A 22,638-nucleotide genomic window follows, 5' to 3' on the forward strand; every position below is an offset into this window, starting at 1 on the left:
CCAGGGCCCCTTTACTGGTTCGACTGGTCGTCCCCGGCAAACTGCCGGTAGAACTGCTGGGCGGTGCGACCATTGCGCACGCCCTTGGCGGTGGCAAAGCGGATCGCCTCCCGGTGCAACTCATCCCGGTCTGCCACCTCCGGAAACAGGGCGTCCACAGCCTGCAGATAGACGTCCTGGGAAAACGGATAGAACGACAGCTGCAAGCCGAACCGGTCCGCCAGGGACACCTGCTCCTCGATGGCCTCCGCCGGATGCAGCTCGCCATCGCGCATCTCGCTTTTCAGGTTGTCGGACATGAACTCCGGCATCAGGTGTCGACGGTTGGAGGTGGCATAAACCCGCACGTTTTCCGGCGGCAGTTCCAGCGAACCTTCCAGCACGCTTTTAAGAGCCTTGTAGCCGGACTCGCCCACGTCAAACGACAGGTCATCGCAGAAGATCACGAAGCGGAACGGCAAGTCGCAGATATCATCCACAATCTCCGGCAGGGTCACCAGATCGTCCTTGTCCACCTCGATCATCCGCAATCCCCGATCCCGGTAACGGTTCAGCAGTGCCTTGATCAGGGACGACTTGCCGGTTCCCCTGGAACCCCAGAGTAACGCGTTGTTGGATGGCTCTCCGGCGAGGAAGCGTTCGGTATTCCGCGCCAGCGCCTGTTGCTGACGCTCGATGCCGGTCAGCGCCTGCCACTGTACCGGATCCAGCCGCCGGATGACCCGGAGGCCGGATCGGTGGCGGCGCCAGACGGCAGCCGGAGTGGTCGCCCAATCTATGGTCGTTGTCTTCATCACACCTCTGTCCTATTCCGCATGTCGTCCGGTTATGAAACACTGGTCGACAGATTGATCGCAAATCAAGGAGACTTTACCGCAAATGGCTGTGAAATCCGTTGCCCTGGTGGCGCACGACAACAAGAAGAAAGAACTGGTTGAGTGGGTGTCCGAGAACGAGACCCGCTTTGCACAACTGTCCCTTTACGCCACCGGCACCACAGGCCGGTTACTCGCTGAGAACCTCAGGCGTGATGACATCCATTGCCTGCTAAGCGGCCCGCTGGGCGGTGACCAGCAGATCGGGGCGAAAATTGCCGAGGGCGAAATTGACCTGCTGGTGTTTTTCTGGGATCCCCTGGAACCCCAGCCCCACGATCCGGACATCAAGGCCCTGCTGCGCATCGCCGCCCTGTGGAACATTCCGGTGGCCTGCAACCGCGCCACGGCGGAGTTCATTCTCACATCCGCCTACATGACCGATGACCGGCACCACCCCCTCAAGCCGGACTTTTCCGACTACACCGGCCGCAAAGTCAGCTGAGCGGTTTACGGGCAAGGAACACCGTGTTGGTGGACTCCCGGTTCTGGAACGGATTGAAAAACGACACCACCCGAGCGTCCACATCGGTGAACAGGGTTCGCAAGGTGGCCATGAACGCCTCATCCGGCGGGTCATTGGACCACATGGCGAATACCCCGCCCGGGCGCAGGTGGGCCGCCATTTTGCCAAGGCTTTCTCCGGTGTAGAAACTGGCGTTGGAGTCGTGCAGCAGCGCTCGCGGTGAATGGTCGATGTCCAGCAGGATGGCATCGAACACCTTCCCCGGCTGCTCGGGATCAAATCCGGCTTCGGACACCGCCAGGTCAAAGAAACTGCCAAGCACATAGCGGCAGCGGTCATCCGCGTTGAGCACTTTGCCCAGGGGGACTTTTTCCTGTTCGTGCCAGCGGATCACGGTATCCAGGGCATCGACCACCAGCAATTCATCCACCCGATCGTGCCGGAGTGCGGCTTCCGCGGTGTATCCCAGGCCCAGGCCGCCAACCACCACCTTCAGCGCCTGCCCTTCGGTCATCTCCAGCCCAAGGTCGGCAAGGGCCACCTCGGCGTCCACGAACATGCTGGACATCAGGAATTCATCGCCCAGCTTCACTTCATAGATATCCCGCTCGCCCAGGGCGGGAATCCGCCGGCGCCGTAGGGTTATCTCCCCCAGCAATGAGGGTTGGCTGTCGATTTCTTCAAACATAAGGCCCATACGCAGCTTCCAATAGATAGATGTTCAAAATGGCCATGCTACCACCGGACACTTCCGGATCGGGTACATTTGTGCCCACTGGCTGACGACAGGGCAGGAAAAACCGCAGGTGGAGGTCTACACTGTCCATTCAGTATGTAAAGGATTGTAAACGACCTGATGAGCGCCCTCTCCATTCCGCTCTCTCGCCCCCGGAGGGCATGGTATCCGCTGTATTGTGTTGTGCTGCTGGCGCTTCTTGTCACAACACCTGTCAGGGCGGCGCCCCCGGTATCCATTGGTATCGTATCGGACAATCAGCCTTATTCTTCCATATCCGGTCGCGAGGCCTCCGGTTTTTCCATTGATATTCTGAAGGAAGTGGAGCACCACTCCGGACTCACCTTCGAATATCGTGCCGGCAGCTGGCCGGAGCTCTACTCAGCCTTCATGAGAGGCGAACTGGACGCCATCGACGGCATTTCATTCAGCCGGGAGCGTGCGAAAGACATCCTGTTCACTGACCCCTACCACGTCCGCCAGACCTACCTGATGCATGACACGGAAAAACCCATCGATCAGGTCAGCTCCCTGCAGGATCTGAAAGCCCTCACGATTGGTGTGGTCCGGGATGTCTACTACCGGGATCTGCTGCTGGACAACGACATCAATGTGAAAACCTATGACTCCCTTGCCAGCCAGATACGGGCCCTGGCGTTTGGCTGGGTGGATGCCATTATCGGACCGGCGCTGACCCTGAAATACTCCGCCAACCAGTTAGGCTTCCGTTTCCTGGATGTTGCCGGCCCGGCGCCGCTTGGCCCTCTCTCCCAGGAAGATTTCCGCATCGGCGTGCTGAAGAGCAACCAGGCCCTGTTCGACCAGATTCAGGCTGGCCTGGAAGCCGTGCCCCAGGAGCGGATCGACACCCTGCTGGAACGCTGGCAAGAGTATGGCGGCGCGCGCCTCAACGAAGCCCGGGAGTTCAGCATCAGCACCGCTGACCAACTGTTCCTCCGGCGGATCGGGCCGGTGCGGGTTGGCATCATGCGGGACTATGCCCCGTTCAGTTTCGAGGACGACGGACGCCTGCAGGGACTCACAGTGGACGTCCTCAATCGCATCGCCGATCTGACCGGCTTGCAAGTGATCCCTGTCGGCGGGCAGTGGTCAGAACTTTTCGAAATGTTCCGCAAGGGCGAAATTGACGTCATGGCCAACATGTCCCTCAATGCCGAGCGGAAGGCCTTTACACGTTTCACCGAACCCTACCATGTCATTCCCAACGTCGCCTTCACCCTCAGAGATGACCTGTATTTTGACCGTCTGGACGAACTGGCGGACCTCACCGTCGCCCTCGGCTCCGGCATCTACTACGAACAGGCAGTGAAGGATCGGCTCGGTGAGAACGTCCGCACATTCACCTCCCAGCAGGCCATGTTCCAGTCGCTCGCCGACGGTGGCGTGGACGTGGTCCTCGCGGCGCTGCCCAACGGCAATTATTGGGTGCGTGAGCTGGGTATACCCGGCGTGCGCATCGCCGGTGAGCTGCCCCTTGAGAATATTCCGGGGGAAGATCTGCGGTTCGGGATCCGCTTCACACTGACGCCGCTGGCGGAGGCCATGGACACAGCCCTCGCCGCCATAAGCGCGACCGAGATGCGAACCATCGAAGACCGCTGGCTCGGCGCCGCCCCCAACCGTCCTGTGAACGCTCCTGGCACGGTTACCCTCACTGACCAGGAACAGGCATGGCTTGAAGCGCGTGAGCATCAACTGACTCTGTGTGTTGACCCGGACTGGATGCCCCTTGAGGGTCTCAGCGAACAGGGCCGGCACATCGGGCTGTCAGCCGAGGTTTTCCGGCTGTTCGCCGAGCGTTCCGGTATTGATTTCGACATCCTGCCCAGCAGCAGCTGGCAGGCGACTGTGCAGGCAGTCAGGGAACATCGCTGCGACATTCTGCCCCTGGCGATGGATACCCCGCAACGAACCCGCTTCCTGGATTTCACGGCCCCGTACCTCCAGGTCCCGAATGTGGTGATTGGCCGGATCGAAGCGCCGTTCATGGAACGCCTGAAAGACCTGGAGGGTAAACGCATCGGTATTGTCGAAGGCTACGCCTTTTCTGAACTGATACGGCAAAGGCAGCCTGGCATCCACCTAGTGGAGGTTGCCAGTGAAAGTGCCGGGCTGCGACTGGTGCAACAGGGCGACCTGGAAGGCTGTATTGCAACGCTGGCTACGGCCAGTCACCACATGCAGGAAAGGGGACTGGCCGATCTGAAGGTGATCGGGCGTATCCCTGCTGACTGGACGCTGTCCGTTGCCACCCGCAACGATGAGCCCATCCTGCTGAGCATTATGCAAAAGCTGGTAGCCAGCCTGAGCGCCGAAGAAAGGCAACATTTGGACAACCAGTGGCGTACGGTGCAGCTGAAACAAACCGTGGACTATACTCTGCTGTGGCAACTGATGGTGATTGCAACCGTTATCCTTGGTCTGTTGTTCTATTGGAACCGGAAGCTCGGCCGCCTGAACCGGAAACTTGCAATCGCCAACGCCACCCTGCAGCATCTGAGCGTTACGGACGATCTGACGCAGCTGGGCAATCGCAGTTATTTTGATCGTGAATTCAACCAGAGCTTCCAGTGGTGCCTGCGCCACCGCGCGGGTTTCGCCGTGGCCATGGTAGACGCCGATCACTTCAAGAGGATCAATGACACCTATGGTCATGAGGCTGGCGATCTGTGCCTGAAGGCACTGGCTGACAGCATGCGCGCCCATTTCCGGCGCGACACCGACCGTATAGCCCGCTTTGGCGGCGAAGAGTTTGTGATCTTCACTACGTACCAGGATCGGCGCGAAATGATCAAACGGCTTGACGACTTCCGCGCGGCGGTCGGTCACAGCCTTACCATCAGTGACCATCCGGATATCCAGCTCACCATCAGCATCGGGCTTGCCATTGGCACTCCCGACACCACGACCGAGCCGGATGAATTCCTCCGGCAGGCGGATCAGGCACTGTATCTTGCCAAACAAAATGGCCGGAACCGCCTGGAGGTCCAAACGGTCTCAAAATAGTCGTCACATCTTTCAGGAAACAACCACAAGGAGAATCCCATGGCGAACATCTACGAAGATAACTCTCTGTCGATCGGCAACACCCCATTGATCAAGCTCAACCGGGTCAATGACGGTGCCACCATCTGGGCCAAGATCGAGGGTCGGAATCCGGCGTATTCGGTGAAATGCCGCATTGGCGCAGCGATGATCTGGGATGCCGAAAAACGGGGCGTCCTGAAACCGGGCACCACCATCGTCGAGCCCACCAGTGGCAATACCGGCATCGCGCTGGCGTTCGTGGCAGCCGCCCGGGGCTATAAACTGATCCTGACCATGCCTTCGTCCATGAGCCTGGAGCGTCGCAAAGTGCTCAAGGCCCTTGGCGCGGAACTGGTCCTGACCGAGCCGGCCAAGGGTATGCCGGGTGCCATTGCCAAGGCAGAGGAGATCGTGGCCACCGATCCCGAGCACCACTTCATGCCGCAGCAGTTCGATAACCCGGCCAACCCCCGCATTCACGAGGACACCACCGGCCCGGAAATCTGGGACGATACCGATGGCGCCGTTGATATCTTCGTCGCCGGCGTTGGCACCGGCGGCACGCTGACCGGGGTATCACGGTACATCAAGCAGACCCGGGGCAAGGACATCACCTCCGTGGCTGTTGAGCCCACGGACTCCCCGATCATTAGCCAGGTAATGGCCGGCGAGGAGCCAAAACCCTCCCCTCACAAAATCCAGGGTATCGGCGCCGGTTTTGTGCCCAAAAACCTCGACCTGGATCTGGTCGACCAGGTGGAAACCGTCAGTAACGACGATGCCATTGCCATGGCACACAGGCTGATTCAGGAAGAGGGGATTCTGTGCGGGATATCCTGCGGCGCGGCCGTGGTTGCGGCGATCAGGGTCAGTAAACAGCCGGAAAACAAGGGCAAGAATATCGTCGTGGTGCTGCCGGACTCGGCGGAACGTTACCTGTCGTCCGCGCTGTTTGCGGATCAGTTTGGCGAGCAGGAAAACGTTCAGTAACGCTCAAGGCATCGACAGCAGGCAAGGAGGCCTGCTGTCTGTGTAACCCGACTTAACGACGCCCTTCCGGAGGGGGAAGCAGCTGCCCTGCGCCGGTAGCCACTGCCGCAACGCTGCGGTAGGAAAGCCGTGACAGGTTGTGATGAGTGAACCGTATTGCCTGGCTCCAGGGCCGCGTGACGGGAACACGATCGAGCACGTTAAAGGTTTCGTCGGCTATGGACAGATGCACCCGCTCAAGTTTGTGAACCCCCTGCGCCACTCCGTGAGTGACGATATCCGCAAGCCCCAGCCACCACTCATGGCCCTGTTCCTTTCCGGTTTTCATAGCAACCACTCCACCAACTGCCGGGCCACATCGGGATGATGCGCCAGGCGAATATGATCCACTCCCGGAAAACTCGCCATGCCGGCAAGCTTCCACCCGGTACGCTCCTCTCCACGGGCACTGGCCTCATGAACCAGTGCATCCCCGAACAGGGCATTCACCGGATGCGTACGGGAACGGGCCAACAATCCACAGACCACAAAATGCCGCACCCCGGGAACCAGGGGAGGTTCCCCCTGCTCCGCTGGCACAACGTCACCACGGGACAGATTGCGGATACCTTCACTGCGCAGATCTATCACTTCACCCACGACCCGCAGATAGTCACGGGGAGCGCGATTGAGCAGATCCGCCGTCGCCTTTGCTCCCTTGGCGAGCCAGGAGCCATCGTGGGGCGACCCCAGATACACGCAATCGGTCAGGCGTGAAACCCAGCTGTGATTCAGAGCCTGACCGTGGTGACAGGCGCTACGAATTAGCAGCCCCCCCATGCTATGGCCCATAAGGATGATGCGCTCCACCGGCACCGGCCAGGCGGACACCAGCGTTTCCAGTAAACCCGCCAACGCCTCACCGTTGCGGTAAATGGGTCGCCCCGTGTTGTAGCGCAGCGTCAGCGGGGTGATTTCGCGGGAGGCACTGGTCAGCAGGGAGCCGTAACTCAAGCGGCTCTGCCCGGGAAATGTCCACACGGATTCCAGCTCCATCAGCCCGTGAATTGACAGGCAGAGAGTGGAGCCCGGGGCGTCAAGGCGCGGAGCCCGGCAATCCAGCGATGCAGGGCCGTGGAAAACCTGCATGGGTACCGCCAGAGGGTTATTGCGCTCCTCCAGCCAATCTCCCAGGAACCCGCTCAGGATCGCCGAGGCGTGTCTTTGCCACACCGGGCTGGTGTCTGAATTCATGCTCATAGGTGACCGTCTGATGATGTAGTCTCACCAGTGTACCCGGATAACCCACCGGGCGATTGGCTGAACCTTCACCGGATACAGGCGTGGCGGCAACTGGCGATCAGGCGGCCTTGCCTTCGGCTGACGTTTCCCCGGCAGTCTGCCGGTTCTGCTCCGCTTCGGCTTCCGCTTCTTTCATCAGCACCATCCCCCCCTGCAACAACAAGGACTTCAGACGCGGATCACCCTGTTCGGCGATGCCAAGGGCAAAAGCCGCCAGCGCGGATTCCAGGGGGTTTTGTCGAATCAATTCACGCACCATCTGCACAGGGGAGCCAGAACCCGTCTGTGAAGAAGCCCCTTTCGACAGGCTCCGGGCCGGGCGTGTCAGGCGATAGAACACCAGGGCAAGGATCAGGAAACAGCTGACGCCGACCACCGCCATGGCCGCTGACTCCCCCATGAGAGGCGCCAGGGACAGTGTGGCGGCGGTGACCAGCATGTAGAACCCGGTAATCAGCAGTGCAGTGAGCAAAACCAGCGCCAGCATAAAGCCCAGCACAGCGGCAACGGCCTTGCGCACGGCACTCTGAATTTTCGGGGAATCAAGCATGATCAACGATCAAGCAGACGGCCGACCAGAATCCCGGCAAGAAACATGATGAGAATGCTGAGGAAAGGCCGTTCCTCGATCTGGTGCTCGACATCATGAACTGCCTTGCTTCCCGCATCACGGGCGCGATTCACGGCTTCGTCACCACGCTTACGTACATGATCCAGCGCTTCGCGGCTTTCGCGAAGAACTTCGTCCCTCAGACTGCTGATATTGTTTTTCTGCCCATCAGCAACGGCTTTTGTCAGCTTCGCGAGGTCTTCCCTCAGCGCCTGAAGGTCGTCTTTGACACGGTTGTAATCGTCTTTTGCGGATTTCGCTTCCATTTCTTGCCTCCTGTCAGTCTGACACTGCGTGTTGGCATTCCGATGACGACTTCACATTGATCCCGCTGAACCAGAAAACTCAGGCGAGACCCCTTTAAACGTAGCACAGGCTCCCGCGCTTTGTGTGACAATACTTAATCAGAATCGATTACCGGGACGGCAGGCTCATCATCACGAATTCGCACATAGCTGGCGAACCTTGGCAGACCGGTACTCGTATGGCCACTGTACCGGAATGTGATGACGGCACCTTCGGGAGGTGGATCGTCACGCTCCTCATCCGTGAAACCAGTACCAATGCGAAGCTTCCGGCCGCTGTCGAGCTCCACCAACAGCGCCCCCATTTTCCCCGTCAATCGCCCCTTTCCCGGCAAATGCCCGAGGACCACCGCTTCGGCATCCTGAAAACGCTTCACTTTCAGGAGATCCCGGGATCGCCCGGCACGGTACAGACTGTCGCCATGCTTGAGCATCAATCCCTCGCCACCGCGGGCAATCACTTCGTCCAGCTGATGCATCAACTGTTCATGGTCCGTTGCCGCACGCTGTTCGACCAGAACCAGGTGATCAATCCCGGCATCGCTGACCTCAGCCCTCAGTGCCCGCAAACGCTCGTTGAATGGCCGCTCACCCCACGGCATATCAAAAACCATGAAACGAATCTCCCGCCAATCGCTGTCACGGGGTTCCAGCCGCCGAACGGCTCCCGACAACGCCGCGAACCGTTCACGCCCCATCCAGAGCTCGCCATCCAGCGGCCGATCAGGCAGATCCCGGGTGAACCAGTCGGGTGCATGAAACACGTTGCCCTGCCGGGACAGCAGCCGGGAGCCATCCCAGTAGGCCCTGACACCGTCGTATTTCTCGCTGACCCAGTAACCCTCAAGAGGTATCCCCTGCCGATACACATCCGCCAGTGGCACACCCGGCTCTGACGCCCCGGAAACCCCGACAAACAGAATCTGAAAAACGAGAACACCACGACAAGCCGTCGTGAACAGACGTGAAAACATAGCAAATCCCTTGCATCAGACAGGACGGGGGGCTTCCTGCCTCCCGTAAAAACTCATTTCCGTGCGATCAATGACCGCAGGTTTCCTCTACCTTCTTCCGGAAACGTTCCCGAATCCGGGTATTTTCGGATTCACTGACGAACACCCGCTCACCCTGCTCATTCAGGTTATAGAAGGTAGAAACGCTGTCCATGTACTTGAGGCGTGCGCGAAGCTTGGAGCATTGTTCCGCCCGTTTCGCTGCCTGCTTTTCTGCCTTGGCGTCCGCCGCACGCTGCTGGTCGCGCTCCTGCTGTTTCTGTTCCAGGAAGGCATTCACCTTCTGCTGACGGTCACGGGCGGAATTGTCCACCCTGGCTGGCGCGGATTCCACTTTAACCTCCTGGCTGGCTGCCTGCGTCGGCGGCCGGTCACCAAAATGGGTGCGGCCGTCTTCGTCTACCCAGCGGTAGACCTCGGCCACGCTGACAGCGGGTGAGAGGATCAATAATGTCAGTAATGTCCTTAACAGCATATTGAACTCCTTTTTTAACCATTGTCAGGCAATAACTGCTCTTGCAACTCTCGAACCACTCGTAACACCCGGCTCATTTCATTCTGGGTTTTCAGGTCCAGGTTCAGCTTGCCATCCATGGTTTTCACCAGGGGTACGACAGATTGCTCAAAGATCCGCGCAAAGGCCATCAGGGCATCGCCTACCTGCGGCGGGCTGTCCAGGTTAACGGTAACGGCGGGGTTAAGCTGGACTGACTGCAAGCCTTCGGTCAGACCGGTTTCCAGGGATCGAGACAGTTGGCTCAGGGCCTTTTCGATATCTGGCGTCTGTTCGTTGCGGTTATCCGCTCCGGCAACCAACTGGTGTGCCAGCTGCTGCATGTGCTCGGCAATGAGGCCAAGCTGCCGCACCACCTTCACCCCCGTTTCCTCATCGCCTCCAGCTTCCTGACGGCGGCGGTATTCCTCACAGATCGACTGCCAGCGGGCCGCTTCTGCATCAGTCTGAGTGCCGCGCATCTGCTTCAGTTTGAGCAGGTTCTCCTCCGCGCCCTGGGTCAGCAACTGGGCTTCGCCCTGGTAGTGGTCGTCAATCAGGGCTTCGAGCTCAGCATCACTCATCACCGGCGAGAGCTTCTCCGCCAGCTTGTTCATGTTGCGGTAGCTGCCCTGGAGCTTGAAGGTCGGCTCGGTGCGGTAGGCTTCCGCCTGGGCACTGGAGGCAATATAAGCCTGGTTTACCCGGAGCACGGTCTCCCGCACCCGGATCATTTTCTTGAGCAGGGAAACAATTTCATCCCGCTCGGCCGCACTGTAATCGTACTCGAAATCCGAATCCGCCACGGCTTTGCCTTCGGCCAGATCCGCGAACCGGTAGAAGTCCGCCATGCCCCGGGTGGCCAGCGGCGCAAGCACCGGGTTGGAGCTCAGGCTGTTTTCAATGTACGACAGGGCAAAGGCATGTTCCATGCCTGACAACACATCCCCCAGGTTGTAGATATCCGCCCGGTTGGACAGCATGTCCGGCACTTTGAACACTTCACCACTCTCGGTGTAGGGGTTACCGGCCATCACCACGCAGAAGCGTTTGCCCCGCATGTCGTAGGTGCGGGTGCGGCCACGCCATACGCCTTCAATGCGCCGGGTGCCGTCGCACAGAGAGATGAATTTCTGCAGGAATTCCGGATGGGTGTGCTGAATATCGTCGAGATACAGCATCACGTTATTGCCCATTTCCAGCGCCAGGTTCAGCTTGATCAGCTCTGCCTCGGCAGTGGAATGCGGCGCCTTCTCCGGATCAAGGGACGTGACATCGTGCCCCAGGCTCGGGCAATTGATCTTCATGAAAATCAGGCCCAGGCGGTTGGCCACGTATTCCATCAGGGTGGTCTTACCGTAACCCGGCGGCGAGATCATCATCAGCAGGCCGGACTGGTCGGTTCGGCGGTCTTCGCCAGCGGTGCCCATCTGCTTGGCCAGGTTGTCACCGATGATGGGCAGGTAACTCTCGCTGATCAGTTTGTTGCGCACGAAAGAAGACAGCGGCCTTGGGCGGAACTCCTCCAGACGAAGCTGGTCGCGCCAACGCTCCAGTACCTGGTGGCGAACTTCCTGCAATTGCTGCCAGCCGGGAATGATTTCCTGACGGTGATAGCGCAGGCGCTCATCAAACTCATCCAGCTGCAGGCTGAGAGTGCGTTCTTCAATCCGGGAATGCTGACCAAGCAGCCCCTCCACATGGAACGCCAGCTCCACGCTACGCACACTGGTTTTCAGGGCCTCACCCACGTTCAGTATCGCCACCACTTCCGGCAGGTAGTGCAGAAGGTGTTGCTGGTCTGCCTTGCTCATCCAGGCCTTCAGCCAGTGGCTGGTGATGGTCCAGCGCGCTGCGGGCTGGTCTGCCACCACCCTCAGGGCATCCTGGTACTGGGCGAACTGGTTGTCCCGTTTCAGGGCTTCGCTGAAACCGGAGGCCAGTTCACTGGCATAGCGGGTAATCTCAAAGGTATCGGTTTCTTCCGCCAGTTGCCGCACAAGATACTGGGCAGCGGAATCGATCAACGTGCGTTCGGCGCTGCCTTTGTCCGCCAGCAACAGGCCGTGTTCTTCCACGAACCCTGAAAGCCTGGGACCAAGCTCCTGCTCCAGGGATTGCAGCAGTTCATTCGATTGCATCAGGCGGCTGAGAATACCGGCCGACAGGCAACGGGCCCGAACTTGCTGCGCCAACTCCTCCTGCTGACTCAACCTGGCCCAGAACAACATCGCCAACGCCCGGGCCCGGGGGCTGAACCGGAGCAGGCCTGCACTCTGGATAGCTGGCCAGAGGGTACTGACAATCAACGCCGCATCGTGATCGTGGATGCCCTTTTCGTACCCCTCCCGATAACGGGGAGAGGCAAACGCTCGAATATGGCCGGTCAGTTCTTCCAGATCGGCCACATTCACCGGCAGATCGGGTGCATTCTGGAACTCTTCGATCACCATCGCCGCCAGGTATTCACCCCGGTAAACCTTGTCGGATTCCGACGGCTGGCTCATGTTCCAGTAGCCCCGCAGGCGGTCCAGCTCTGGCTCGTCCAGCCTCTCGTAATACTGGGTACCGGTCAGGTGCAGCAGCACATGGTCATCCCGGGGGATCAGGGTCAGGTCCAGCTCCTGCTGATTTACGCTGAACTTGTGCTTGCCCAGGCGGATAACGGCACCGCCATCCTCGAAGATATCGGCCCTGTCACGAACACTGCGAAGAGCGGTATCCTGGGCGGCCTTCAACTGGCCCAGACAGTCGTCCGCCTCCATGGCCGCCCCCAGCTCACGCAGCTCTTTGGCCATGCTGCGCAACCGGGCCACCATGGCGTCCGAGGCAAAAAAGGCGTGTAACTCCTCCGGGCTGGAAAAACGCTCGGTACGGCGACCGACGTTCTTCAGGATGCGTTCGGCTGCATCCGTCAAGGTGGTGGTCCGGCGCTGCTGCTGATCCTGCAACTGCTGACGGCGGGCTTCGATGCTCTCGTGGGCGTTTTCACGCTGCTCCAGAATGGCGGCCAGGAACTCATCGTACTCACCAAACTGGCTTTCCAGCTCCTGAAGCTGATCGAGCATTCGGGTCATCAGCCCGTCACATTCCCGTACATCCGTGAGGGCGCTGACACCATTGGCAAGGCTTTGCTCGAATAGCCGCAGGCGAGCGGCGAACTGGGCCCTGGCCTCTGCGCTGCCCTGCTCTTTCAGGCGGATTTCCGCTTCCGAGCGCTGCTGGTTGATGGTGGCGTAGATACCGGAAATGTTATCGGTAATCGCGGTTTCCAGTGCCGCATCGTCACCGGCCATGGACGCCAGCATGCCCTGGATCATATCAAGGCCCGACGTCAGCTCCCGGTAGCGTTTGACTATTTTCTCCAGGCTGTCCCGGTTCTCCGCTTCTGCCAGGTCGGTCTGAAGCTCGTTCAACGTTTTACGATAGCCATCCAGCGCCTCGGGCGAGGCCAGGAAGCGGAAGGTGCGCTCGGTCAGGCGCTCTTCCGCTTCGGACAACTCGCTCTCCAGCGTTTCAATCCGGGCCTTGTCGGCATAGCGACGGTCGTTCAGGGTGCGGACCCGGCCCCGATGTTCCCGCAGGCGGGCCAGGAAGCTGACGAACTGATCCGGGGCTTTCCAGCTATCGGGTTTCAGGTCCCTCATCAGGGCCGCCTGCTCATCCGCCACTTCTTTGATGGCGGTTTCGGTCTGGGCGCGGATGCTCTGGACTTTTTCGTACTCGTCCAGTACCAGTTCGGCCGTACCGCGAATGGTGGTCAGCTGCTGATGGAGCCCGGCAAACGGCGGCTCTTCCTGCCGCCCGGTCAACCAGAAAAACTGGTCGATAATACGATCAATGGTGCGGATCAGGCCGGTAAAATGGCGTTCACTGGCACTCCCCGAATCCACAAGCCCAATGATCGTATTGAGTTCGGCAATACCACGCACCAGTTCCGGGTTGCCGATTCGCGCCAGCTCAGAGTCGTTAGCGACGCCGGCCTCGGCATGAAAGGTTTCTGACGTAAACGGGGTTTCCCATACCTGCAGCGGGTGCACCAGGGTGGGCTCGTTATCCGCATTGAAGATCACCAGATGACCATTCTCGAACAGGGCATAGCCGTGTCCGATGAGGGGCACATCCACCTGCTTGCGGATCAGGTTATAGCGGTAAAGAATGACCTGCCCGGTGAGCTGCTCGTAAAACACGTAGAGCATATCCTCGCCATTAGGCGCCCGCAGAGTGCGCTTGAGACGAAAATCTCCGTCCGGAATCTGGAAGGTTTTCAGTTCACCGGTGGTCAGGTACGAGCCGGAGGGGAAGATAAGGCCATGATTGTCCGGCAGTGAAGCCACCGAGCCGGCCATGGCATCCACGCGCTCTATCTTGCGCTGGCTGCGGTTGAACAGGTAGTAACGCCAATGCTCCTCGTTGAAGGGCAGGATCCTGACCAGCAGGATTTCACCGAGATCGGCGTAGTCGAATGAGGCGTCGTCCAGGGACTGTGAATCGGACGTTACCGGGTCTGAATAGATACCCTCGCCCGTCGCGGTATTGTTCTCGACTTTGAAGGTGATGTCGCCCCGCAGGTTATCCACAAACAGGGTGTCGGCAATGTTGAGGTGCGGTGAACGCCCCTGAACCTGGCTGTCCCGACCCACGGTTTTCCAGGGAAAACTGAAACGATCCGGAAAGGTAAGGTCCCGCTCGCCACGGTTGTCGATATACCGGCCCACTTCACCGTCGGGTTTCAGCTCCCATCGGAATATCCGAAGGTCGTCCAGCTTGTCACCAATGCGGAATGCCATTAACAGCATGCCGTTGAGGATGACCAGCTGTGACAGGGTGGCTGTGTTGTAGTACTGCTGCAGTTCCCGGAAGTCGGTTATAAAGCGGTCGTTGGTCAGGAAGGAACCTTCAATGGCGGCTTCGGTCATTTCGAAACCGCTGTCGCCATCGTTCAGGTGATACAACCTGAATACATCCTCGATCGCCAGGGTTTTACGAAGCCCCAGCTGCAGATTGAAACCGAACAACAGCTTGTCGCCCAGGCGCACCACATCCCGTGCAACGGCATTGCTTTCGGTTCTTGCCCGGGCGCGGCCCAGCACGCTCATACCGGCGCTGCCAAAGATTTCTTCCCGGGCCTGGTTCAGCTCCGAAACCCGCTCCCGGAGCTGTCCGCCCTGGTCTTTCAGCCGTCGCTGAATGGTTTCAAAGGCAGAGCCTTCCTGAACAATGCTCTCGAGGCCGGTGCGATCCGTCGACATACCCAATCATCCTGAACTGAGGAAAAACCTGAATGGAAGAAGGTATCGCCAGCGCCCCTTCAGGCGCCGGCGATACCGGAGGCTTTAGGCGGTTTCAGAGCTCCGGTTGGTTTTGTCACCAGCCACCCGCCCGGCGAGACCCGACAGGGCCGCCTGAAGGGAGGGAGACTTGTCCAACACGCCCTGAACACTCTTGCCATAGCCAAGACCCTGGGCAAACTTCTCGAAAATGCCGCCGTCGCCGCCGATCATCTCGAACTTGGCATCCTTGAGGGCTGCCGCCATTACCCGGCCATTTTCCAGCATTCCGGCTTTCTGTGCCTCGATCTGAGCCATCACTTCCTTCTCATGAACTTCCAGGTTCATACGGAACTCTTCGAAGTGGCGTGATTCCTCAGACATGACGTCGTAGGCTTTCAGCTTCTCTACCAGGCCTGCAGCTTCCGCCTTGGCCATGGCCTCGCGGGCGTCGGCCCGGGCGTGGCCCATACGCTGCTCGCCTTCCGCATCAGCCAGCACCATCGCCTTGCGGGCATCAGCCTTGGCAACACCCAGCTTCTCTTCACCCATGGCTTCGGTTTCAAGCCGCTGTTCCAGTACGCGGACCTCGGCCATACCCGCTTCTTCATCCGCCTTGGCAGTGGCAGACTTGACCTCGGCATGGGCCAGACCGTCAGCACGGATAGCAGACGCCTGGGCTTCCTTGACCTGCGCCTCCGCAAGACCATCGGCCGCAGCCATGGCCTGACGACCGCGGGCCAGTTTCTCATCCCCCACCGATTTCTTCTCGGCGGCGTCCAGGTCAGCCTGGGACTTCACGCGAACCTGCTCGGCTTCCAGCTTGGAGCGTTCGAACGCCGCCTCGGCGGCCTTCACATCCATCAATTTCAGCTCTTCCGCTTCCGCCTCGGCAGCAACAACTTTCTTGACCTTCAGGCGATCCGCTTCAGACTGGTTGCGAACATCCTTGATGTTCTCTTCCTCTTCCGCCACGTTGCGCTCAACGGCAATACGCTGGCTGGTAATGTCGGCAATTTCCTTACGCTCTTCTTCCAGCGCTTTCTCCATGCCGATGCGTTCAATTTCCACGGCGCGTTCGCGGTTTACGTCCTCCAGCTCACGGGCCTGGCGAATCCGCACTTCCTCAATCTGAACCGCCCGCTCACGGGCCTTCATGGCCATTTCAATCTGGCGCTGCTTGTTCTCGTCCGCGATGGCCAGCTCTTCATCCGTCTTGATGCGAGCCGCCTCCGCACGGGCACGTTCCTGCTCGCGTACCTGCTCGGTTTCGGACGTTTCCCGGGCCTGCAGGGTTTCAATCTCACGTCGCTGACGGGCTTCCGCATCGGACTGGCTGCGCTCAAGCTCCAATGACGCCTCACGGGCGGACACGTTCTTGCGCTGGATTTCCAGCTCCTGGTCACGCTCCAGGCGGTTGGTCTCCACGTTATGCGTCGCGGTGATTTCAGTAATCCGCTTGATGCCCTCGGAGTCCAGAATGTTGTTCGGGTCCAGCGAGGTTTTCGGGGTCTGCTCCAGGTAATCAATGGCAACGTCTTCAAGCACGTAGCCGTTGAGATCCTCACCAATGGTTTCGACAATGGAATCCCGGAATCGCTGGCGCTCTTCGAAGAGCTGCATGAACTCCAGCTTTTTACCAACCGTCTTGAGCGCTTCGCTGAACTTGGCATTGAACAACTGGTTGACCGCTTCCCGGTCTGAAGCCCGGCCAACGCCCACCGACTTGGCCACCCGAAGCACGTCTTCCGCCGTCTCATTCACGCGCAGGTAGAAGGCAACGGTGATGTCCGCACGCAGGTTGTCCTTACAGATCAGCCCTTCCTTGCCGGTACGGTTCAGCTCCAGGGTGATCACCGAAATCTTCATGGTTTCGGATCGATGAATAACCGGCAGTACCATGGCGCCGGTGAAGTACACCTTTGGCGTGGGCGACAGATCGTTGACGATCAACGCCTGCCCCTGGTCCACCTTCCGGTAGAACGCCTTGAACAGGGTAAGAATACCCAGTATGAGCAGAACCAATACACCGACGGCGGTTATGGCCGGCATAATCCAAGATAAATCCATTTAGTCGTTCTCCTGCATTGATTGATAGGAAGTAAGCGCGGGGTTATCCGGCGGATTCGGTGGACAGAAATTCGGATTCCGGCACCACCCACCATGCGTTGTTATCCGGAATATGTTCGATCAGAACCGCCCGTTCCCTATGGGATAGCGGCGTGTGGCTGCGTACCTGCAGCACCAGGTGAGCACCATCAAGGATGGCGTCCGCACGGCCAGACGTTTCAGTGACCGTGGATGAGATCACTACACAGGGTGTACCGATAATTCGCTTCTGCAGTGGCTGCCGGTAGGCGCGGCGAAACAGCGGTCGAAGCGGACGCACCAGAAGGGAGGTGCCCAGCACCCCAACCACCAGGGCGACAGCGGTGATGGCCAGCGCATAGAGCCAATGCAGCAGGCCTGCGGGCACCAGCGCCCCGAACGCCAGGTCAATAAAATAACTGGTCAGCCAACTGATCAGGAACAGCAGTGTGAGCACCAGCGGCAGGGGAACTCCCTGCAGCCCCAGAGTCACCATGAGGCCGCTGAAATCACCCGACGCATCGATATCGCCCTCGGCATCCACATCGCCCATACCGGACAGTGAAATCAGCCAATAGATAATGGCAACGCAGAGAAGAACGGAAAAAACCGCCGTGGGGAAGGAGAACGCAACTGCGAAGAATGTTTCCATACGCGACCAGATATCCGTTCCGGTAAATCCAAAATTTGACAGTTCTTGTCAAAAGAAAGTTGTTTATAACGCAAACAAACTATTTCTTGCAAACATTTAATCGAGCGGTTTAGACTCGATTCATTGACATAAAATGTCAAGCCACAGGACAAGGTTCGTCCGGATCGGCCGAACCGATTCAATGCCACAGGAAGGAGCAATTCGTGGATACCCAATCTCTCACCCTGGCCCTGGGTGATGCTACCCATGCCGGCCGCACCTTCGATGTTTTGCCCGTTGCCGGTGACGAACCGGTGCTTCAGGTCACGGTTTCCGGTGCCGAAGAAACGCCCGTATACGTTACCGTAACCGACACCCAGATTCTGTGCCTCGCGTATCTTTTTGACAAACAGGAACTGAACCCCGAGCAGCTGAATGACCTGCATGAAAACATGCTGAGGATCAGCGTGCCCATGCCCCTGAGCGCCCTGGGCAAAACCGGCGACCATTACGTGGTGTACGGCGCCCTGAGCCCGACTTCAGGCACAGCGGAAATCATGCAGGAACTGGTCACGCTCGCCGAGAATGCCATCGACCTGTTACAGACATTTGAAGACTATCTGGCTTGAGCAAGGGGTGAGACATGAGAACGGTACTGAAAAAAATTCTGACCGCCATGCGCGGTGGTGTTAACGAACTGGGCGAAGCCGTTGTAGATGGCCAGGGCAACCGGATTCTGGAACAGGAACTGCGGGACGCCGAACAGGAACTGAAGCAGGCCAAACAGGAGCTGGCAAGCCTGATGGCGGAGTCCGCCTCCCTGGCCCGGCAGATCCGCTCCGAACAGGACAGCGCCAGCAAGCGCGAGCAAGACACCCGCAAAGCCCTGGCCGCCGGCCAGGAAGAGCTGGCCCGGGAAGTGGCTGAACGAATCGTCGGCCATGAGCGTCGCGCAGCGGAACTGACCCAGACTCGCGAACGGCTGCAACAGCGTATCACCGGCCTGAAAGAGCGGGTGAAAGGGGCAGAAAAACAGCTGGCTGACTACCGCCGCGAACTTCAGGTGGTCAAAACCAATGAACGGGTGTTGCGCACCACTGCCCAGATTGATACCAACATCAACAGCAACCAGTCCTCCTTCAGCTCCGCCAAGGAAACCCTGGAACGCATCCGTGATCGCCAGGCCAGGGAGGAAGACCGCCAGAATGCCAGCGCCAGCCTCGAAAAAGAGCTCACCGGCGCCGATCTGGATGAAAAGCTCAAAGCTGCCGGAATCGACAGCGAGAAAGACGCCGTCAACGACGTTCTTGCCCGCCTGAAAGGTAATCCGGCGCAGTAAATTCAGCGCCCCCATGAGCAGGGGGCGCAATACCCAGGCTAAGCCAATGGCAAAGACACGGGACTGGTCAAAAGAGGAACGTGCGGTTCAGGCCATGCAAATGGCCTTCGATCTCTCCAACGACATTCAGCGGGCCTTCCGCGTTTCTGCGGCGCTGCAGGACATGAACACCGCTGACATGGTGCGCAAAGTCCTGCAGCTGCCCTACCGAAAGAACCGGGCCCGGCCACGGCTGACGGTCACCCTCCGGGATGAGGATTTTGACGTACTGGCCCGGAAATATAATCTCGCGCCCGAGGATCGGGCGGCCATCCGACAGCGGGTGGCGGAGGAGCTGCAGGCGTTTGCCCGCTCCTACCTGACCGAACCGGACAAATAATCCGGGCTCTGGCCGACCAGGGCAATGTACCAGGGATAAGCATTAGCACAGGAAAGGGACGTCATGCCCAGAACACATTATAAGCGCTGCCCCGCCTGCACCACCGATGGTTTGGTGGCAACCAGCAACCCCTCAATACTCGATTGCCGGCACTGTCACGGCCTGTGGTTTGAGGATGGCGCCCTCAACCGGGCCATTGCCAATAAGCACACGGACATTGACGAATACGATCACGAACAGCACCTGGGCCCCGCCCTGCGCAACAGCGACCGCCTGTGTCGCCGCTGCAACGTTCCGATGATTCACTACCAGCTACTGGAAAACTACACCACCGAAATCGACTGCTGCCCACGCTGCGACGGCGTATGGCTTGATAAACCGGAAGTGGATCAAGTAATGCACTCTCCGAGGTTGAAGCAGGCGCTGGGCAACCTGAACAAAGGCGTCAACTGGAAATCCTGGCTGTTCCAGTTCTTCACGGCAATGCCCGTGGAATACAACATCCGGCCTCACCGAACTCCCTGGGTGACCCGCGCTTTGCTGGTTATCTGCGGCCTGGTTTATCTCGCCGGCATACTCACGCCAGCGGCCAACGAGTGGATTTTCACAAACCTCGGCCTGAACTCGAACACCCAGGAACCGACCCACTTCGTGATGCAGCTGATCACCTATCAGTTTGTCCATGGCGGCTTGATGCATTTGGCTGGCAATATGTATTTCCTCTGGATCATCGGTGACAACCTGGAGGACGCCCTGGGCCATGGCGCCTTCCTCGCCCTGTACCTGTTTGCCGGCGTTATGGCCGCCCTGGCTGAACTGCTGTTTTTCGATAGCGCTCAGGGGCCTTTACTGCTGGTCGGCGCCAGCGGCTCCATCGCTGCACTGTTCGGCCTCTACCTGATGTGGTTCCGCCATGCCAGCCTCACGTTCATGATCGTGGTGTACCAGAAGAAACTGGCGCCCCACTGGTACTTCCTGATCTGGAGCCTGATCAACCTGTTCGGCATGTTTACCGGCCAGGGCGGTGTTGCCTGGGCGGCACACCTTGGCGGATTCGCGCTGGGCCTGTTATTGGGGTATTTACTCAAAGACTATGTGCACCGGAAGAATCCGCTGATAGCGATGCTGAATCAGCCGGAGGCGGTTCTCAGGCGGTGAAACATACCGCCTGCAGTCACTAAACCTTAAGCAACACCAATACATCAATTACCTTTACGCTCACGCGAGTTTTACCAAAACTCGAACAACGTGAGCAAAGATCACAGGGACGTTAGGAGCAAACATGAACCAGTTAGTCCTGGCCGATGAGGCACAACTCAAGAACGAGCTGACAATCGCAACCGGCGAAGGTGTCGCAGATCCTGAACTGCAAGCCCAAGCTAAGGAAGTGGTGACCGATCTGGCCAACGTGGACATTCGGGATATCGCCAAACGAGAGCATCACGCGCAGACGGTCTCCAAACTTGGAGACTCTGTAACACAGCAAATCGCACACCAAAGCACCCTACTCAAACAGCCGCTCACTAACCTTGTCAAGGATGCAGAGGATGGTGGTCCGGTCGCCAATGGTTTGCTGTTGCTGCAGGAGCAGGTTAGCGCTATTAACCCTAACCATGTCAACTTCTCCATGGGCACGCTTCGACGCATACTCGCCCGGATACCGGGCGTAGGCACTCCGATCGGTCGCTGGTTTGCCCGCTACCAATCCGTAGATAGTGTGATTCGGAATATCGTCGACAACCTCAAGAAAGGCAAAGCACAGCTGGAGCGGGACAATGTGACATTGCGCAACGACCAGAAACGCATGCGCGAACTCACGTTTCAGCTACAGGATTACATCAAATTTGGCCAGATAATGGACCAGACTCTGACTGAACAGTTGGCCAATATTAATGACAACGAGCACCAGCAGTTCCTTGAGGAAGAAGTCCTGTTCCCCTTACGCCAGCGGGTCATGGATCTGCAGCAAACGCTCGCCGTCAATCAGCAGGGAACGCTGTCTACAGAAGTCATCATCCGCAACAATCAGGAGCTGATGAGGGGGGTCGATCGCGCAGTCAATGTGACGGTAACCGCCCTCTCTACAGCATCAACTCTGGCCTTGGCCCTTCAGGCACAAAAGCGCGTTCTGAAAGGCGTTCAGTCTGTCACCAATACCACCAATGAACTGATTGCTGATACTGCAAAGACCCTGCGATCTCACGGCGTGGAAATTCAAAAACAGGCGGCCGGAACACAACTCGACCTGAATACTCTGAAACAGGCTTTCCTGGACGTAGAGGCCGCCCTACAGGACATCGGCAATTTCCGTCGCGAGGCGCTGCCCAAAATGACTCAGTCTATTGTGGAGATGGACGAGCTGACTCAGTGCATGGAGTCCTCTGTCCAGAAAATGAGCCGCGCCGAACACGCCCAATCAGCTCTGGATGATGCCATTAATCTGATCGATACCAGACTTGAATCCCGATCTTGAACCGACAGCTAACTCGTCACACCAGCTTGTCCATGGAGGGATAAGTGAATAAACACCGTCTTGTTAGACGCTGCGCTTCGGTTGCGTTCACCTTTATATTAGCTTTGATGTCCGGGTGTGCGCTGACCATGACCAATACGCTTAACGTGATTGGAGAGCGGGGGCAAACCGGTTCAACCACCACTCCCAATACCACCGGCATCATGTCAATCCCGCTTACGGAATATCACTATGAAATGGGAAACAACTTCTTCTATACGTTAGAGCCGAGGTCTCACATTTCGGAGAAAGGACACACCGATGCAGGCTTCGCAACCGTGACGCTGGCCCCTCTGTCATCACAATGGCAACAAACCACGGCTATCATTGACGGTGAGCCGGTAGAGATCGAAGCCAGACAATATTTGAGGGACGACGGCAACTACGAAGTCCAGATTCGTCGAGAGTATAGCCGATGGTATGCCTATCCGGCCGATGCAGCAGCGATTGTGATCGCCCCGGTTGATCTTGCCAAGAACATCACGATCAATACCGCACTGATGTCTGCGCTCATGGTAATGAGCATATTCACTGACGTCGGATTCATGATGCCTTCTGGCAGCATGGGGCTTTGAAGACTATTTGCTCGGCGCAACCGAGCG

The 22,638-nt window shown here is 58.4% G+C and carries 20 protein-coding genes; 9 read left to right on the forward strand and 11 right to left on the reverse strand.

What is annotated here, in order from left to right:
- Positions 1 to 11: 11 nt before the first annotated feature.
- On the reverse strand, positions 12 to 794 hold the full coding sequence (locus ACQUWM_RS09140) for an ATP-binding protein (protein ID WP_407002967.1): 783 nt from the start codon (positions 792 to 794) through the stop codon (positions 12 to 14).
- 85 nt (positions 795 to 879) lie between these two features.
- Here ACQUWM_RS09140 and ACQUWM_RS09145 point away from each other — a divergent pair, with 85 nt between their 5' ends.
- Complete coding sequence (locus ACQUWM_RS09145; protein ID WP_428921913.1) at positions 880 to 1,320, forward strand: methylglyoxal synthase; 441 nt, start codon at positions 880 to 882, stop codon at positions 1,318 to 1,320.
- Here the strand turns inward: ACQUWM_RS09145 and ACQUWM_RS09150 are convergent.
- Entirely contained in the window at positions 1,313 to 2,038 is a 726-nt protein-coding gene (locus tag ACQUWM_RS09150; RefSeq protein WP_428921914.1) for a spermidine synthase, read from the reverse strand. The two genes, ACQUWM_RS09145 and ACQUWM_RS09150, sit on opposite strands and share 8 nt — an antisense overlap.
- Positions 2,039 to 2,197: 159 nt before the next feature.
- Here ACQUWM_RS09150 and ACQUWM_RS09155 point away from each other — a divergent pair, with 159 nt between their 5' ends.
- Positions 2,198 to 5,104 carry a transporter substrate-binding domain-containing protein gene (locus tag ACQUWM_RS09155; protein WP_428921915.1) on the forward strand — a complete coding sequence of 969 codons (2,907 nt, stop codon included), beginning with the start codon at positions 2,198 to 2,200 and terminating at the stop codon, positions 5,102 to 5,104.
- A 39-nt stretch (positions 5,105 to 5,143) separates the two neighbouring features.
- Positions 5,144 to 6,115, forward strand: coding sequence for a cysteine synthase A (gene cysK, locus ACQUWM_RS09160; RefSeq protein ID WP_407002970.1), 972 nt, complete (start codon positions 5,144 to 5,146; stop codon positions 6,113 to 6,115).
- 52 nt (positions 6,116 to 6,167) lie between these two features.
- On the opposite strand, the gene ACQUWM_RS09165 is transcribed toward cysK, so the two are convergent.
- The 9 genes from ACQUWM_RS09165 to ACQUWM_RS09205 all read right to left on the reverse strand — a co-directional run bounded on the left by ACQUWM_RS09165 (position 6,168) and on the right by ACQUWM_RS09205 (position 17,827).
- Entirely contained in the window at positions 6,168 to 6,443 is a 276-nt protein-coding gene (locus ACQUWM_RS09165; protein ID WP_428921916.1) for a hypothetical protein, read from the reverse strand.
- The gene (locus tag ACQUWM_RS09170) at positions 6,440 to 7,354 is read right to left on the reverse strand and encodes a lipase family alpha/beta hydrolase (RefSeq protein ID WP_428921917.1); all 915 of its coding nucleotides are present in this window, start codon (positions 7,352 to 7,354) and stop codon (positions 6,440 to 6,442) included. Before ACQUWM_RS09170 ends, ACQUWM_RS09165 begins: the two co-directional genes overlap by 4 nt.
- 100 nt (positions 7,355 to 7,454) lie before the next feature.
- Positions 7,455 to 7,946, reverse strand: a complete 492-nt coding sequence (locus tag ACQUWM_RS09175) for a hypothetical protein (protein ID WP_428921918.1) — start codon at positions 7,944 to 7,946, stop codon at positions 7,455 to 7,457.
- 2 nt (positions 7,947 to 7,948) lie between these two features.
- Positions 7,949 to 8,272, reverse strand: a complete 324-nt coding sequence (locus tag ACQUWM_RS09180; protein ID WP_407002974.1) for a DUF883 family protein — start codon at positions 8,270 to 8,272, stop codon at positions 7,949 to 7,951.
- 134 nt (positions 8,273 to 8,406) lie between these two features.
- Complete coding sequence (locus ACQUWM_RS09185; protein WP_428921919.1) at positions 8,407 to 9,285, reverse strand: DNA ligase; 879 nt, start codon at positions 9,283 to 9,285, stop codon at positions 8,407 to 8,409.
- A gap of 67 nt (positions 9,286 to 9,352) precedes the next feature.
- Complete coding sequence (locus tag ACQUWM_RS09190) at positions 9,353 to 9,799, reverse strand: DUF4124 domain-containing protein (protein WP_407002976.1); 447 nt, start codon at positions 9,797 to 9,799, stop codon at positions 9,353 to 9,355.
- 14 nt (positions 9,800 to 9,813) lie between these two features.
- Positions 9,814 to 15,069 (reverse strand): DNA repair ATPase, encoded by a 5,256-nt coding sequence (locus tag ACQUWM_RS09195; protein WP_428921920.1) that lies wholly within the window; start codon positions 15,067 to 15,069, stop codon positions 9,814 to 9,816.
- Positions 15,070 to 15,153: 84 nt separating this feature from the next.
- Positions 15,154 to 17,157, reverse strand: a complete 2,004-nt coding sequence (locus ACQUWM_RS09200) for a hypothetical protein (protein WP_428921921.1) — start codon at positions 17,155 to 17,157, stop codon at positions 15,154 to 15,156.
- 43 nt (positions 17,158 to 17,200) lie between these two features.
- Positions 17,201 to 17,827 carry a hypothetical protein gene (locus ACQUWM_RS09205; protein ID WP_428921922.1) on the reverse strand — a complete coding sequence of 209 codons (627 nt, stop codon included), beginning with the start codon at positions 17,825 to 17,827 and terminating at the stop codon, positions 17,201 to 17,203.
- 203 nt (positions 17,828 to 18,030) lie between these two features.
- Between ACQUWM_RS09205 and ACQUWM_RS09210 the strand changes: the two genes are divergently transcribed.
- The 6 genes from ACQUWM_RS09210 to ACQUWM_RS09235 all read left to right on the forward strand — a co-directional run bounded on the left by ACQUWM_RS09210 (position 18,031) and on the right by ACQUWM_RS09235 (position 22,611).
- Entirely contained in the window at positions 18,031 to 18,435 is a 405-nt protein-coding gene (locus tag ACQUWM_RS09210; RefSeq protein WP_406989067.1) for a YjfI family protein, read from the forward strand.
- A 14-nt stretch (positions 18,436 to 18,449) separates the two neighbouring features.
- A complete protein-coding gene (locus tag ACQUWM_RS09215) occupies positions 18,450 to 19,145 on the forward strand; it encodes a PspA/IM30 family protein (protein WP_407002981.1) in 696 nt (231 codons plus the stop codon).
- A 46-nt stretch (positions 19,146 to 19,191) separates the two neighbouring features.
- Positions 19,192 to 19,524: a hypothetical protein gene (locus ACQUWM_RS09220; protein ID WP_428921923.1), complete on the forward strand. Its 333-nt coding sequence runs from the start codon at positions 19,192 to 19,194 to the stop codon at positions 19,522 to 19,524.
- 63 nt (positions 19,525 to 19,587) lie between these two features.
- Positions 19,588 to 20,682, forward strand: a complete 1,095-nt coding sequence (locus tag ACQUWM_RS09225; RefSeq protein ID WP_407002983.1) for a rhomboid family intramembrane serine protease — start codon at positions 19,588 to 19,590, stop codon at positions 20,680 to 20,682.
- A gap of 124 nt (positions 20,683 to 20,806) precedes the next feature.
- Positions 20,807 to 21,997, forward strand: coding sequence for a toxic anion resistance protein (locus ACQUWM_RS09230; RefSeq protein WP_428921924.1), 1,191 nt, complete (start codon positions 20,807 to 20,809; stop codon positions 21,995 to 21,997).
- A 44-nt stretch (positions 21,998 to 22,041) separates the two neighbouring features.
- Complete coding sequence (locus tag ACQUWM_RS09235) at positions 22,042 to 22,611, forward strand: hypothetical protein (RefSeq protein ID WP_428921925.1); 570 nt, start codon at positions 22,042 to 22,044, stop codon at positions 22,609 to 22,611.
- The last annotated feature ends 27 nt before the right edge of the window (positions 22,612 to 22,638 follow it).

It is taken from the genome of Marinobacter sp. DUT-3, assembly GCF_050379435.1.
Lineage (GTDB): Bacteria > Pseudomonadota > Gammaproteobacteria > Pseudomonadales > Oleiphilaceae > Marinobacter.

Coding starts and splice junctions, on each gene's coding strand:
- ACQUWM_RS09140 (WP_407002967.1), bottom strand. CDS start 794: ATGAAGACAACGACCATAGATTGGGCGACCACTCCGGCTGCCGTCTGG.
- ACQUWM_RS09145 (WP_428921913.1), top strand. CDS start 880: ATGGCTGTGAAATCCGTTGCCCTGGTGGCGCACGACAACAAGAAGAAA.
- ACQUWM_RS09150 (WP_428921914.1), bottom strand. CDS start 2,038: ATGGGCCTTATGTTTGAAGAAATCGACAGCCAACCCTCATTGCTGGGG.
- ACQUWM_RS09155 (WP_428921915.1), top strand. CDS start 2,198: ATGAGCGCCCTCTCCATTCCGCTCTCTCGCCCCCGGAGGGCATGGTAT.
- cysK (WP_407002970.1), top strand. CDS start 5,144: ATGGCGAACATCTACGAAGATAACTCTCTGTCGATCGGCAACACCCCA.
- ACQUWM_RS09165 (WP_428921916.1), bottom strand. CDS start 6,443: ATGAAAACCGGAAAGGAACAGGGCCATGAGTGGTGGCTGGGGCTTGCG.
- ACQUWM_RS09170 (WP_428921917.1), bottom strand. CDS start 7,354: ATGAGCATGAATTCAGACACCAGCCCGGTGTGGCAAAGACACGCCTCG.
- ACQUWM_RS09175 (WP_428921918.1), bottom strand. CDS start 7,946: ATGCTTGATTCCCCGAAAATTCAGAGTGCCGTGCGCAAGGCCGTTGCC.
- ACQUWM_RS09180 (WP_407002974.1), bottom strand. CDS start 8,272: ATGGAAGCGAAATCCGCAAAAGACGATTACAACCGTGTCAAAGACGAC.
- ACQUWM_RS09185 (WP_428921919.1), bottom strand. CDS start 9,285: ATGTTTTCACGTCTGTTCACGACGGCTTGTCGTGGTGTTCTCGTTTTT.
- ACQUWM_RS09190 (WP_407002976.1), bottom strand. CDS start 9,799: ATGCTGTTAAGGACATTACTGACATTATTGATCCTCTCACCCGCTGTC.
- ACQUWM_RS09195 (WP_428921920.1), bottom strand. CDS start 15,069: ATGTCGACGGATCGCACCGGCCTCGAGAGCATTGTTCAGGAAGGCTCT.
- ACQUWM_RS09200 (WP_428921921.1), bottom strand. CDS start 17,157: ATGGATTTATCTTGGATTATGCCGGCCATAACCGCCGTCGGTGTATTG.
- ACQUWM_RS09205 (WP_428921922.1), bottom strand. CDS start 17,827: ATGGAAACATTCTTCGCAGTTGCGTTCTCCTTCCCCACGGCGGTTTTT.
- ACQUWM_RS09215 (WP_407002981.1), top strand. CDS start 18,450: ATGAGAACGGTACTGAAAAAAATTCTGACCGCCATGCGCGGTGGTGTT.
- ACQUWM_RS09220 (WP_428921923.1), top strand. CDS start 19,192: ATGGCAAAGACACGGGACTGGTCAAAAGAGGAACGTGCGGTTCAGGCC.
- ACQUWM_RS09225 (WP_407002983.1), top strand. CDS start 19,588: ATGCCCAGAACACATTATAAGCGCTGCCCCGCCTGCACCACCGATGGT.
- ACQUWM_RS09230 (WP_428921924.1), top strand. CDS start 20,807: ATGAACCAGTTAGTCCTGGCCGATGAGGCACAACTCAAGAACGAGCTG.